Source organism: Desulfonema magnum (assembly GCF_017377395.1).
Lineage (GTDB): Bacteria > Desulfobacterota > Desulfobacteria > Desulfobacterales > 4be13 > Desulfonema_C > Desulfonema_C magnum.
Genome location: NZ_CP061800.1, coordinates 3,142,658 through 3,156,406 on the forward strand (window position 1 = coordinate 3,142,658; position 13,749 = coordinate 3,156,406).

9 protein-coding genes are annotated in these 13,749 nt (G+C 45.4%); 5 read left to right on the forward strand and 4 right to left on the reverse strand.

Features of this window, described 5'->3' with window-relative positions; translation table 11 throughout:
• Window positions 1-258: 258 nt before the first annotated feature.
• From coaE to dnm_RS12470, 4 genes are all read right to left on the reverse strand, one after another.
• A complete protein-coding gene (coaE, locus tag dnm_RS12455; RefSeq protein WP_246556301.1) occupies window positions 259-1,683 on the reverse strand; it encodes a dephospho-CoA kinase in 1,425 nt (474 codons plus the stop codon).
• A gap of 243 nt (window positions 1,684-1,926) precedes the next feature.
• The gene (locus tag dnm_RS12460; protein ID WP_207682972.1) at window positions 1,927-3,132 is read right to left on the reverse strand and encodes a PHP domain-containing protein; all 1,206 of its coding nucleotides are present in this window, start codon (window positions 3,130-3,132) and stop codon (window positions 1,927-1,929) included.
• A gap of 48 nt (window positions 3,133-3,180) precedes the next feature.
• The gene (locus dnm_RS12465) at window positions 3,181-3,678 is read right to left on the reverse strand and encodes a DUF2889 domain-containing protein (protein WP_207682973.1); all 498 of its coding nucleotides are present in this window, start codon (window positions 3,676-3,678) and stop codon (window positions 3,181-3,183) included.
• A 581-nt stretch (window positions 3,679-4,259) separates the two neighbouring features.
• Window positions 4,260-5,342, reverse strand: a complete 1,083-nt coding sequence (locus tag dnm_RS12470; protein WP_207682974.1) for a TRAP transporter substrate-binding protein — start codon at window positions 5,340-5,342, stop codon at window positions 4,260-4,262.
• Window positions 5,343-6,007: 665 nt separating this feature from the next.
• Between dnm_RS12470 and dnm_RS12475 the strand changes: the two genes are divergently transcribed.
• The 5 genes from dnm_RS12475 to dnm_RS12495 all read left to right on the forward strand — a co-directional run bounded on the left by dnm_RS12475 (window position 6,008) and on the right by dnm_RS12495 (window position 13,713).
• On the forward strand, window positions 6,008-7,534 hold the full coding sequence (locus dnm_RS12475; protein WP_207678904.1) for a transposase family protein: 1,527 nt from the start codon (window positions 6,008-6,010) through the stop codon (window positions 7,532-7,534).
• A 438-nt stretch (window positions 7,535-7,972) separates the two neighbouring features.
• Entirely contained in the window at window positions 7,973-8,743 is a 771-nt protein-coding gene (locus dnm_RS12480; protein WP_207682975.1) for a ParA family protein, read from the forward strand.
• A gap of 304 nt (window positions 8,744-9,047) precedes the next feature.
• A complete protein-coding gene (locus dnm_RS12485) occupies window positions 9,048-9,605 on the forward strand; it encodes a tetratricopeptide repeat protein (protein WP_207682976.1) in 558 nt (185 codons plus the stop codon).
• A gap of 82 nt (window positions 9,606-9,687) precedes the next feature.
• Entirely contained in the window at window positions 9,688-11,637 is a 1,950-nt protein-coding gene (locus dnm_RS12490) for a methyl-accepting chemotaxis protein (RefSeq protein ID WP_207682977.1), read from the forward strand.
• A 3-nt stretch (window positions 11,638-11,640) separates the two neighbouring features.
• The gene (locus tag dnm_RS12495; RefSeq protein ID WP_207682978.1) at window positions 11,641-13,713 is read left to right on the forward strand and encodes a chemotaxis protein CheW; all 2,073 of its coding nucleotides are present in this window, start codon (window positions 11,641-11,643) and stop codon (window positions 13,711-13,713) included.
• Window positions 13,714-13,749: the final 36 nt, after the last annotated feature.

Genomic DNA, 13,749 nt, shown 5'->3' on the forward strand with positions numbered 1-13,749 from the left:
CTCACTTTCATTTCTGGTTGAGAGCTTTTATCATGGCTGTTATAAAAATTCTACAGGGATACTTTTAGTAAGGATTGTTTCCGATCCCTGCTAAATTTAATCCTTGTAGTTATGCGCCTGTTCACCCCGTATTTATAATTTCCTTATAGATAAACAAATACGGGGGCAAGGCAATTTCCCCCGTATTTTATCATATTCTGAAAAAATACAGAATCACTCCGAATCTGTTTCTCGGTAATCCTTATTTTAAACTGAATATTACGAACGGATGCGTTCCTTTTGAATCTTTTTCAGGGATTCCCATAAAACTTCAACCTCTTTTCGGGTTTCTTCAACAGACCCTTCGTTTCTGATTACAAAGTCAGCATATCTTACTTTTTCATTAATAGGTAGCTGGGCTCTGAGAATGTTGGCTGCTTCTTCTTCGCTGATGCCGTCCCTTTTTGCCAGACGCCTTATCTGCTCCTCCTGGGAAATATGGACAATCAGTAATTTATCAAACAAATACTGTAAGTTAAGTTCAATCAGAAGCGGAATTGACACCTGAATGATGGCGTTCGGATCCTTTTCCATAATCGCGTTGACTTCTTCTAAAAAGCCTTCGTGAATGGCCGGATGCGTAAAGCTTTCCAGTTTTTTCCTTTTCTCGAAATCGCTGAAAACAATGTCAGACACCTTTTTTCTGTCCAGGGTCCCGTCTTCCTGAAGCACCTGTTTTCCAAAGTAATCAACAATCTGTTCTAACGCCGGGGTTCCCGGTTCAACCACCCGACGTGCAAGAATATCAAAATCAATAATCGGCGATCCCAGTTCTTCCAGCATATCCGATACCGTACTTTTTCCGCTGGCAATGCCCCCGGTCACTCCAAGAAGCAGACGGCTGTCTTTCCAGCCTATGGCTTTCATCGTGTCTGCCAACTTGCCATAGGCAGGCGGAAATGAAGCCGTGACATCGGCTTCCACGCCCGCAAAACTGATGGGATAGCGAATTCCTCTCCGGTAGAGCGTCTCCATGCCTCTGAGGGCCTTCTCCATCATCCCGGCCGGCACCGCCATAACCAAATCCTCATCCTGAGCATGTCCGTAACGGCGTTCTCCGTAACAAGGAATGGTCAGCGATGGTTTGCCAGTATCATAACATCTGACAATGGCGTCCGAGCATGAGGTTTCTCCCACACAATAGAACTGCATCACCTCGTAGTCCTCAAACTGAAGGGAATTGATCAGAAGCATCATCTGGGCCGGATTGGCATAAATGAGAACAATATCAGGTTCAAAAGGATTGTAAACCAGCGGTGCCATGGCAAGGGCCTCATATTTCCCAAGGGGAAGCCGGGGAATAGAACTCTCATATTTCTTTCCGTCCGCCTTTGTCTTGACCCAGACCAGGCTGCGAAACGTGCCGTCTTTGGCTGTCTCCGGAGTATCCGTCAGCCCCAGAACAGAGGGACATGACGGAGAAATAAAATCGTCAACATCCGCCCCCACACTCCAGTCAAAATTTCTGACGAGCGTGATGAGCTGACAGAGCGTCACTTTATTCTCGGTTCTTCGCATAAAGGGAATCGTTTTGAGGTCTTCCTTGTTCTCCAGCATCTTAAAAGCCACAGGAAAAGATTTGAGGCGCATGAGAAGTTCCATTCTTCGGACCAGTTTTTCCCAGTCAGTTTTCTGTTTTTCCATATTCATTGCTCCTTTTTTTTATAAATGTTCTGCAAGGGTGAATTAATTACCTAACCATAAGTTTTCGATATTTGCCAGGGAAAGAAACCCGGCTTTTTTTCCGGAATGATCCGCCTCCGCTGAAGGAAAAAGCCGGGTTTCTCCGCGGTTCACGGAAAAAAAAGATGTATAAAAAACTTTTGATCGGATACTTATATTGCGTTTCACCCTGTCCGAATATCAAGAGAATTGTTATTTCATGGTTTATGTCAAAGCTCCTCCCTTTCGGAAGGTCACAGGGGAATAATTCCTGTTTTTCAGGGCATTCAGAAGGTCTTTCTCATCCTTTATGGAATCAAAGAACTGTGTGGCATAAATGCCGACTTCGTTCACCTCGTGCGCGTCGCTCCCGCCTGTACTCGGAAAACCAAGACCTGCGGCCACCTGGGAAGAAAACTCATTTTCTTTTTCTGTGACTTTTCCGTTCATGACCTCCACCGCGTCAACATATTTGAAAAGCGGTCTTGTCATGGCATTTTCCACTGTTAATCCGAGCTGTTTCACCCCAAAAACCAGAAATCCCCTGAAAGGATGCGCCGCGATCATGAAGCCGTCTGCTTTCTCCACTCGTTCTCGGAGAACCTCCAGGCTGAGAATGCCGTCCCCGTCAGGCGTGATGTTGTTATTCACTCCGAATACAAGAATATGTCCCTGATCCGTTGTAATTTCAGTGCCTCTGAGAACCAGAAAACCATGTTTCTGTCTCAGTTCTTCCACACGGTTCGCCTCCCATATATAATTGTGGTCGGCCAGACATATCCCGTCCAGACCGATTCGTTTTGCTTCTTCGATCAGATGATCTTCGGAAACAGAACTGCACGGAGACGCGGGAAATGTATGGGTATGCAGATCAATGACAACTCCCCCTGGTTTTCTCTCTCTTTGCACCGGCTTTTCCTGAACCCGGATATGAGGAGTTTCCTTGTTTTCGGGAGGGGCCTGGTTCTGCGTTTTACAGATATCCTCATGGGGGGTTTTACCTGGTTTCGGAGCAGCCTCTGTCTGACCATTGAGAAATGCTTCAAAAGTCAGATCAGGTTGGCTCTCTTTTGCATCTTCCCAGCGTATGATCTTCACGGTTTCTTCGACTGAGTCACAGCACTCAATGAGAAGCGTGGCAAAATGGCGGCATCCTTTTCTGCCAATGATTTTGTGTATCTTTTGGGTGTTATCCTCGTCTTCAATACAAAATCCCACTGCTTCCTGGAGAAAGGGCACTGCCCTGGGACATTCGGGCGTTGTCCACCGGTTCCATTTCCCTTCAACTGACAGAAGTGTGAGATCGGATATTCTCACAGAGACATCCACCTCCACTCCGTAGATCATATCATCGAGGGACCCGTGGACCACCAAGATGTCCTGGTCTTCTCTCACGATGCTGACCACTTTGTTTCTCGAAAATTTCAGCATATTTTATTTATATCCTTTTCCTGAAATGAAAATTGAAATGCGTCAGATTTATTTCGGAGGTTCAAGACCTTCCACAAGGCTGCTCCCGGGCGCAAAAGCCGCACAGCGATTGTATAATCTGATATTGTTTCTGACCATGTTTGCGTAATGTTCTTTTTTCTCCTCATGCTCCTTGGGCGTGTTCAGCAGTGTATCTTTGGTCAGTGATAAAATGACGCCGTGACAGCATTCCTCCACCATGAAAATCAGTTCTTTACAATCTGTTCTGCTCCCGAGAAGCCCCTTGATGATTTCCAGCATCCCCGGACCGATTCGGACCCCCACTGCTTTTTGAAGAAATTCGGTTGACTCAAGACATGCTTTCTGAGAGCTTCGCCGTACCTCTCCCTGAATGGTTGTAATTTCAAGATCAGGCAACCGGGCCGTGATTTCAACATAAGCTTCCGTGAGCGTGTCCTGAAGGCGGCAGGATGATCTGATGGTCTGCTCATCAGTTTGTTCAACATTGGTACTCCTGTTCCTTGAAAACGTGAGGATATTGTTCATGATTCAACTCTCCTGGATTTTATATTTTATTTCGGTCAGCAGACCGAAGAATCTTTTCTGAAAGGGGTTCTGTCCTTGTTTTTCAAACGGTTCGATCCGATGAAATTCATTCTTTACATATTTTAACAGATTTGCCCTTGTTTCATAAGCATAAACAGAATAAAGGTCAACCTCGAATAAACCCCATAAGAATAAGTACCCGTAACAAAAATTTTGGGGTATTTTTTCAAAATCTCATTTAATCAGTTTCAGCAAATTTTCCGAATAATTTTGACTGAAAAATATGTCCGGATACTTACCAGTAACAAATTTGCAGCCACTCGGAACTCAGAATACAGAGGGCAGGATTTATGAATTGAGAGATGTCCCGCAGGGACTTATGAGAATAGTCTGGCAATTCATCACAGCGTCTTTAATAACACTTAAACGGTTTTTTTCTAATATTTTCTTTGAAATTCAATTCTTTTTAAAAAAAAGACACTGATTATGCGCGATTTTGGGGGAAAAATTCTTTAACACAACAACAAAAAAAGGGCAAAGCCGTTTCCGGCTTTGCCCTTTGTGTATCAGCCTTTTTTAAGCTAAGGCTTGTATTCCATATAGTCCTGAACTTCTTTCAGGTAATTTTCAGGCCGATAGGTATCTCCGGGGTAAAGATTGTTGATTTTTTCCATATAATTTTCATGTGTGACATGGCCCTGCTTTTTCAAAAGCGCCATTTCCTCGTCAGAAAGCTTGAAGAATTCAATGCCGGCCTTCTGAGCCTTTGCGATTTCTTCTGCTTCCTGCGCCCTGGTTTCCTGGCGAATTTTTGCACAGATATCATGGACCGTTTCCTTGAATATTTTTTGGAGATCAGCAGGCAGTTTGTTAAACCATGCTTTGTTAAAAATCCATATAAACAGCCCCTGGGCATAGTTCAGCTGGGTGAAATATTTTGCAACTTCAAACTTTTTGGTTACATTGCAGACCGTCGGCGTATGGTCCAGACCCTCGAAAACTCCCTGTTTAAAGGCGATGGGCACATCCGGCCACGGCATGACGACCGGATTAAATCCCCACTCCTTATAAAGCAGCTGATTCACAGCAGCTTCGGCAATACGAAATTTGATTTTTTGGGCGTCTTCAATGGTTTTGACCGGTGTTGTCGTTGCCCAGCCGTAATTCCCGTAACCCGTGATGTCAAAGCCCATAATTCCCTGATGATCCATTGCCATCATAAAATGATCAAAGAGCTTCCCGCTGTTGACGAATTTGTCCAGCTTATCAAATGAGTTGATCAGAAAGGGAAGGTTGATCAGGCCAAACCGGGGGCCCATGTTGGTTGAAGCCACAGAACTCACACTCATCCCCTGAATCGCGCCCATTTGCAACTGATTCAGAACTTCCACCTCACCCCCGAGCATGGAAAAGGGTTTGTAATCCATAAAAATCTGGCCGTTTGTTTTCTTCCATAGTTCATCCCGGATGGCAAATCCGGCATAAACACCTTTGATGACAGGATGGGACACATTGGAAACAATACATTTGTACTTTGCGCCAGAGGGATCAAAACTGGGTTTCCATTTGTCCAGTGAGAGAGCGCCCCCCATTACGGGACCTGCCAGTAATCCAAAAGTGACCAGACAACATGTTGTAAAAATAACCATTTTTTTACATATCATTTTTCTCACATTTCTCCTTTTTAAAATTTTCATAATTTTATAAACGCTATTCATTTACCAAATAACTATTTTGTAGCTATATCACAATTATTTTATTTTTTGTCAAGAAAAAAATGGGCTGTATTTTTGATTTTTCGGACAAACTGCTGACAGAGGCAAAGCCGCAGGCTTTCTTACAATTTTTTCTGACATCCGGATCGAATTTCTCACCACACATATTGCTCATGGTTCGGGCATCGAAAATCCGGGAAAAATATCAGATCAAAAAGTTTTCAGGACAAACGGAGTGCAAAAATAGAGCGAAGCGGTTTTTTGCAGGTGCTTCAAAAGGAGTGCAAAAATAGAGCGAAGCGGTTTTTTGCAGGTGGTTCAAAAGGAGTGCAAAAAAAACGCTTCGCTCTATTTTTGCACTCCGGAAAATATGCTTCTTCCCGGAGAGGTGCGTGTTTTCTTTTCTAAGCAAATCACTTTCCCATCCTTCATCATTTCAATTTCATCTTGACAGTTCTGAAGCATGAAATTTAATTCGTTGATACACAAAGCTTTAATTAAAACCTTAATTTTTTTTGTCGCGCTGTTTTTTGGGGAAGACAAAATTTATTTTTTGTATTATATTGGCATGTATATTGCATCAGATATTTATATTGCATCAGAAAGGAAAAATCATGCCTGAAAAACAGACAGCATCCGGCCGTCCTGACACCGCTGAACTGACAAATCAGAGAGCGGAGAAAAAAAAGGTTGAAAAGCAACTGCGCGAGCATCAGAAAACAGAAGGTCTGAAACCTGCATCCCGGGACTCCCTTCCGAACTGCAAATGTGCCTGTAAGACAGTGGCGGAAGAAAAAGCGGAACGTGAAGAGGCGCTTACAGAGCAAATGAAAATTATAAAAGCTCATCTTCCGGTCCTTCTGAAACGCCTGAGGAAGATTCAGGACCCGAGAAATCCGAAAAAGTGCAAACATAAGATGACGGTCATTCTGATTTACGGAATACTTACCTTTGTATTCCAGATGAGTTCCCGGCGTGAGGCAAATCGGGAGATGACCCGTCCGATGTTTATGGAAAATCTTCGGCTGTATTTTCCTGAACTTGCTGATCTGCCGCATAATGACACACTGATGCGTCTTCTTTCCGCAATTGAAGTTGCCGAGATTGAAGAAGCTTATATTGAACTGGTCCGCCGGTTTGTCAGGAATAAAAAGTTCCGTCGTTATCTGATCGGCAATTGTTATCCTGTGGCTGTTGACGGGACACAGAAGTTTGTAAGAAGTGAGATATGGAGTGAGGAATGTCTGGAACGCAAGATCGGGAAAAGTGAGCGGAGGCAGTATTATGTCTATGTGCTGGAAGCCTGCCTTGCATTTCATAACGGAATGACAATTCCCCTTATGAGTGAATTTCTGAGTTATCCGGAAGGAGATACGGATAACAACAAACAGGACTGTGAGCTGAAGGCTTTTCACAGACTGATGAGGCGTCTGAAAAAGAAATTTCCCCGTCTTCCGGTAATATTGCTGCTTGACGGTCTTTATGCCAACGGCCCTGTGGCGGAGTTGTGCGCAGAGAACAAATGGCAGTTCATGATTGTCCTGAAAGACAATTGTCTGCGCAGTGTGTGGGAGGAATTCAACTCGCTCAGAGGACTTGAGAAAGGCAACAGGGCAAACAGGAAATGGGGGAATCGTAAACAGCATTTTGAATGGGTGAACGGACTGGAATACCGGTACGGAGAGAAATACAGGCGCAAAATTGTGATCCATGTTGTCGTATGTGAGGAGACATGGGAAAAGGTTAATAAAAATGCGGAGACTGAGATCATGACCTCCCGTCATGCCTGGATTTCCAGCGAACCGCTTAACTACGGCAATGTTCACGAACGCTGTAATATGGGAGCACGTCACCGATGGGGTATTGAAACCGGCATACTTGTTGAAAAACGTCACGGGTATAATTATGAACACTGTTTTTCTTACAACTGGAGTGCCATGAAAGGATATCATTATCTGATGAAAACCGGTCATCTGTTCACCATTCTTGCCCAGTATTCCGAATGCCTTATAAAAACAGTTAAAAATCATGGCCTGAAAGGTTTTATCAGATTTATTCGTGAAACAGTTTCCGGCCCGTGGCCGGATGAGGAAACAGTGTTCAGGCGACTGAACAAAAACTTTCAGCTTCGTCTGGCTTAGTCCTGCATCGAAAATATATAAAGACGTGACATCTGAGGGAGAGGTGTGTGCATATATAACATTTTTTTGCTGTATAGTCATCATTAAAAATCTCTGAAAGTAATTCAGTATATGAATTTATTATCACGAGCAAATTTTATTGTTTTTTGCTCCCAAATAACTGCTGAATAAAAACTCATGCTTCAGCACTGTCATCTTGACCCGTCAGTTTTAAAGGTGTTAGGTGTCAGGTGTGTTAGGTGTTAGGTGTCAGGTGTGTTAGGTGTCAGGTGTTAGGTGTCAGGTGTTAGGTGTTTTAAGAAGAACGAAGTTACAGATTCTTGTCAATCTGGCGATTAACACTTAACACTTAACACTTAACACTTAACACCTAACACCTAACACCTAACACACCTAACACACCCAACACCTTTATTCATAATTTCAACAGGAATAACCATGACTCGGTTTATTATATTTGCAAATCGAAAAGGGGGATGCGGAAAAACAACTACGGCTGTCAATGTTGCCCATGCCTTGGCGAAAAAAGAAAAAAAAATTCTTTTGGTTGATGTTGACCCCCAGGCCCATGCCAGTCTTTCAGTGGGAAACGCTCCCGGTATTCAATATCCGACCATTTTCCATCTTCTCAGGGGTGAAGTTTCTTTAAAACATGCCATCGTCCGAACCCACCTTGACGGAGTGAGTCTGATTCCTTCATCACGCGATCTGATCGCTTTTGAAACTGAATTTTCTTCCCAAAAAAGAAGCGAAATGCTTTTGTCAGAGAAACTGACTGGCGATATCGGAGATTTCGATTATCTGATTTTCGACCCGCCGCCCACAGCAGGGCTTCTGACCATCTCCGCTTTGGCAGCCGCACAGGAGGTTTATATTCCCATGCAGATGCATTTTCTGAACTTAGAAGGTCTGGCAGAAATGGTTCGGCTGGTTTATGATGTCAATGCTGCCTGGAATCCGAATCTCCGTATGGAGGGCATCATACCGACATTCTTCAATAAAACGACCCGAATTGCAAAGGAGATCGCAGATGATATTATCAGACATTTTGGAAAAGACAGGCTTTTTCCCGGAATCCGGATGAATATCAGTCTCAGTGAAGCGCCCGGTCATGGCAAATCCATTTTTGAATACGCGCCCGGAAGCACCGGCGCTTCAGATTATATGAAACTGGCAGATAAGATTGATTCAGTGAACAGTTATCCGTAAAAAAACTATCAGCAGGCCAAAAGGCTCCGGCCGGATTAACACATTCAGGAGGATGACGGGCAGGCTTTTCATAATAGCGTTGTTCCCAAATAAGCAGGCTTCCCAGCTCACTATATGACGCGACGAGCGGCTCATGACACCACAAAGACACGAAGGCGCAAAGAGACACGAAGACCCTTCGTGAAGCCCTCGCGGCTTCGTGTCTTTGTGGCATTATTTATTTAGGAACAACGCTAATGTTCTGATCCGTTGACGACTGAGAACTTGAAAATTTTGACGATTATTCACTGACAGGGAGTGGTTTATGGAAGAAAATAAGGCAGAAAATGACGCTCGGGAAGAGAATAAGGCAGAAAACAGCGCCGTGGGAACTCGTTTGGGAGATTTGCTCGTACAAAAAGGTATTGAGAATGTGGAAACTGCCCCTTATGAAGCCAGAATAAAATATCTGGAACAGGAAAATAAGAATTTGGAGCAAAAAAATAAAGACATTTCAGAAAAATTAGCCAGTCTGAAGGCGGTTATGGAACAAAAAAATGATGTTCTTTCTGAGGAACTGGCCCATCAGAAATCGCTCATCCAAAAAATGGAACAAGAAAAAATTGGGGCTGCTGATTCTTTGTTTAAGAGAGCTGTTCAGGAATTAAAGGAAGAAAATTATATTGATGCCATGGGCATGCTGCAAGCTCATATGATTTATGAACCTGAAAACACAAAAGCCATGATCAATCTTGCTGTGGCTTATGCAGAACTTGATTATCATGACAGAGCAAAAAAAATGCTGCATAATGTTCTGGAACATGATCCGGATAATGAAACAGCAAAGAAAAATCTTGCTATATTGAATGAAGATCAGGTATGATTTAGTTGAATAATTGAAAATTAAGAAGTTTACAGCCCCTAACTTTAACCATAGCCCTTTATTTAGCAGGAGGATAACGAATATGGCAAAAAAACTTGCAACGCCTGAATATATTAAGAAAAAAGGCACGACAAAAGTTGAAATGGGAAATACTGACGAACTGGCTAAAAAGCGTGAGGATGCCCGGAAAATGGCCCAGGAAAAAGCCAGAGCCAGGACACTGGCCCGCCAGCAGGCCATCGCGGAAAGGCTGGCTTCCGCAGTGGCGGAAATGACCTCTTCGTTGGAACAGGCCTCCGGAGCTTCCGAAGAACTTGGCAACACCATGGAGACCATTGCCACGACTTCGGAAGAAACTTCTTCAGCAGCAGAAGAATCCCGTGCCGCCATCGGACAGATTGCCAAGTCCGCAGAGCTTGGAAATGAGCGATCCAAAGATTTTCTTGAGAAGTCAAAGAATCTGCAGCGAATGATAAAAGACACGGGCGATGATGTCAACGCACTGGTCAGAGGGGTCAAAAATTCTGCTGCTTCCAACGCTGAATCTACTAAGCTGATCCGGGAGTTAGAGAAAAATTCCGAACAGATCGGTGAAATTGTCGGGGCAGTGGTACGGATTGCGGATCAGACCAACCTGCTGGCCCTGAACGCTGCCATCGAAGCGGCCCGGGCCGGGGAACATGGCCGGGGATTTGCTGTGGTGGCCGATGAAGTGAGAAACCTGGCGGAAATTTCCGAAGAAAGCGCCCGGGGGATTCGTAATGTGGTGGATGAAATTCAGGATCAGGTGCAGCGGGTGGTGGATGATATCGAAGCAGCCACGGAAAGTTCTCTGGAGGAGGTTGAGAAGGCTGAAGTTGTTATAAAAGATTTGGATCAGATTCTTAATGAGCTGGAAGATGTGGTGGAAGCCTCTGCTGAGATTACTCAGAACAACGCGGACATACTGGCCGGTGCCGAAGAATATATGAGAGGTTCCGAGATCATTGCCAGCAATTCCGAAGAACAAAGCAGCGCGGCTGAGGAAGCCAGCAAGGCTGTGGGTGAACAGAACAAGGCTTTCAATGAAATGCAGAGCGCGGCCGAAAATCTGGCGGAACTGACTGAGACGCTGAGAAGCGCTGTTGACAGCACAAAATCTGCGGAAGAGGCGGCGGCCGCAGCGGAGCAGCTCTCAGCAAATATTGAGGAAGCCACGACATCCTCGGCTCAGATCATGACCGCCTTGGAGCAGATTGCCAAAGGTGCCCGGAATCAGAGTATGGCAGGCGATCAGAACAAAGATGTGGGGGAAAAGCTGGAAACTGCCGTTACAACCATGGCTGAACGCGCGCAGGTTTCGGAAAAGAAGATCGCCACGCTCAAAGAACTGGTCGCTAAAAACAAGGGGAGTGTGGACAATCTGATCAGCAATATCAGTAAATCCTCAGAAGCATCCAGCCAGGCCGTGACAAATGTCAGAATACTGGATGACCGCACCAACAATATCAATAAAATCGTTGACAAGATTGTCAATGTCTCGCTGCAAACCAATATGCTGGCTGTGAACGGATCCATTGAAGCGGCCCGGGCCGGCGAATTCGGCAGGGGATTTTCCGTGGTCGCGGGCGATATACGGACACTTGCCAATGATTCATCAGAAAATGCGGAACAGATCAGAGATATGGTACGATCCATGCAGACGCAGATCAACATCGTGGCAGGTGATCTTGAAATAGGGGGCAAAGTCGCAGCCGAAGAAGTGCTGAGTGCTAAGAAAACCACGGATAACCTGGATACCATCGAAGCGGATATGGGGGAAGTTGAGATCGGTATCCAATATATCAGCACAGGTGCGGACGAAATCAAGGTGGCACTGGAGCAGGCAAACAAGGCCGTGATTGTGATTGCCAACGCGGCAGAAGAGGCCAGCAAAGTGACGGATGAGGCATCCAAGGCTGCGGAAGAAGGGAACAAGGGGATGCAGATCATTGCCGAGGCAATTGAGGATATCGCCAGCCAGGCCGACGAGATGCAAAACATAGGAGGCTAAAAAATGCCAGAAACAGATAATGAAGTGAGAAATGGGAAAAAGAGAAGTGAGAATACTCAGTCTTCAGTTCTCAGTTCTCAGTTGTCCGATGAAAGGCAACTGGTCGTGTTCAGGCTGGTGGAGGAAGAATTTGGCGTGGAAATCGAGAACGTCAAAGAGATTGTCCGTCTGCCTGATATCACACCGGTTCCCCGGAGTCCTGATTATGTGGCTGGTATCTGCAACCTGCGCGGGAATGTGCTGCCGGTTATTGACACCCGGACCCGCTTTGCTCTCGATCCCCAGGAATCTACGGATCATACCCGGCTGCTGGTGGTGGAGACAGGCGGTGTGCAGACCAGTCTGGTGGTGGACAGCGTGCGTGAGGTCATGCGTATGCTGAATATGCAGGAGGAGCCTCCGCCCCCTGTCTGCCGCGGCATTGACCGACAGTTCCTGAGCGGTGTGGTAAAGGCGGACAGCGGCGAACGTCTGATATTGAAGCTTAATCTTGATGAAGTCCTGGCTTCGGACATGGAAGCGGATGCAGAGGGAAGAGAAACCTCGGATCATCAGGCAGATATGTCACCCGTTATCGAGGGTGATACTGCCGCGGAAGAGCAACTGGTTTCCTTCAAGGTTGCACAAGATGAATACGCATTTGATATTGACAAAGTCAGCGAGATTATTAACATCACGGAAATTACCGCCGTGCCTAATGTTCCAAGTTATGTCAGGGGCCTGTTCACCATTCGGAACCATTTGCTTCCCATTATTGATTTGCGGGAACTCCTGGGACTTCCGAGCCTGATCTCCGAACGCCATGATGCCATTGACAGAGCAGTCAAAAGACATGGGGAATGGGCGGAAAACCTGAAACATGTTGTGGAAGCCGGGGCACATTTTACAGGGAACATGAACCCGAAAGAGACTGTCTTCGGCATATGGCTGGAAACCTATAAGACGTCCAGTATTGAGATCGAAGCCATTATCAAACGATTGAAAAAAAACCGGTGGGAGTTGTATAATTCAGGAGCGGAGGTTCTTGAACTGAGAAAAACATCCAAACCGGAAGCAATGGCTTTTTTCAGTGAAAGGATATCTCCCCAGTTAAAAATTGTCACTGATATCATGGCTGAACTCAAAAGCGCGCTGGAAGGACATATTCTGGAAGATCAGCGTGCTCTGATGGTGGAGTCGGATTCAATGACCATCGGCTATCTGGTGGACTGGGTGGACGAAGTACTCCGAATTCCCATATCCGTGATTGATGAGACCCCTGTGGTGGCATCCTCGGGCCGAAAAGAAGTCAAAGCCGTGGCAAAATTGAACAAGGGAGAGCGTCTGATTATGATTATGGATGAATCTGCTTTGGTTTCCCGCGAAACATCCCGTGCGCTTTCCGAGCAAATACGAAAGGAAGAGGCTGTGGAAAAAGGAGATGCAAAAGATTCAGAAAAAAAATCTCTGGCCCAGCAGACCATGGACGAAGAGCAACTGGTCACTTTCACCATCAATACCGAAGAGTATGGCATTCGTATTATGCAGGTGCAGGAGATCAACCGGATAACGGAAATCACGACGGTGCCCCGGGCCCCCTATTTTGTTGACGGGATGACAAACCTGCGCGGGAACGTCATTCCGGTCATCAACATCCGCAAGCTTTTTGCCCTGGAAGACCGGGACGTGGAAGACCGCACACGGATCATTATTGTTGACATCGGCGGCAACAAAACCGGTTTGCGGGTGGATCAGGTCAACGAAGTGCTGCGTTTTTCCAAACGGGATATTGAAAAAACGCCTAAAATCGTTATTGCCGGAGGCGTCAACAAATATATGGAAGGGGTCTGTAAAATTGATCACGGCAAACGCATGGTGGTTTTGTTAAACATGGAAAAAATACTGGATGAAAAAGAGCTGATGAACCTGAGTGAGATAGTAAAAGAGTCAGTTTCCGGACAAAACCATATGACAGAAAGCTTTTCAAAGAACGAAGCGCCTCCGGAGAAGACTCAGGCAGAAGAAGCAAAGCTGGACGAGACTGAAAAAATAAAATTAGAAAAGCCTGCAAAGAAAAAATTGGAAATAGCGGAATAATTTCGCTCGTTCCCAGGCTCTGCCTGGGAATGCATC

Excerpts from the sequence above, each read along its gene's own strand:
- dnm_RS12460 (WP_207682972.1), bottom strand. The coding sequence starts at position 3,132 with ATGCTGAAATTTTCGAGAAACAAAGTGGTCAGCATCGTGAGAGAAGAC.
- dnm_RS12470 (WP_207682974.1), bottom strand. The coding sequence starts at position 5,342 with ATGATATGTAAAAAAATGGTTATTTTTACAACATGTTGTCTGGTCACT.
- coaE (WP_246556301.1), bottom strand. The coding sequence starts at position 1,683 with ATGGAAAAACAGAAAACTGACTGGGAAAAACTGGTCCGAAGAATGGAA.
- dnm_RS12465 (WP_207682973.1), bottom strand. The coding sequence starts at position 3,678 with ATGAACAATATCCTCACGTTTTCAAGGAACAGGAGTACCAATGTTGAA.
- dnm_RS12485 (WP_207682976.1), top strand. The coding sequence starts at position 9,048 with ATGGAAGAAAATAAGGCAGAAAATGACGCTCGGGAAGAGAATAAGGCA.
- dnm_RS12495 (WP_207682978.1), top strand. The coding sequence starts at position 11,641 with ATGCCAGAAACAGATAATGAAGTGAGAAATGGGAAAAAGAGAAGTGAG.
- dnm_RS12480 (WP_207682975.1), top strand. The coding sequence starts at position 7,973 with ATGACTCGGTTTATTATATTTGCAAATCGAAAAGGGGGATGCGGAAAA.
- dnm_RS12490 (WP_207682977.1), top strand. The coding sequence starts at position 9,688 with ATGGCAAAAAAACTTGCAACGCCTGAATATATTAAGAAAAAAGGCACG.
- dnm_RS12475 (WP_207678904.1), top strand. The coding sequence starts at position 6,008 with ATGCCTGAAAAACAGACAGCATCCGGCCGTCCTGACACCGCTGAACTG.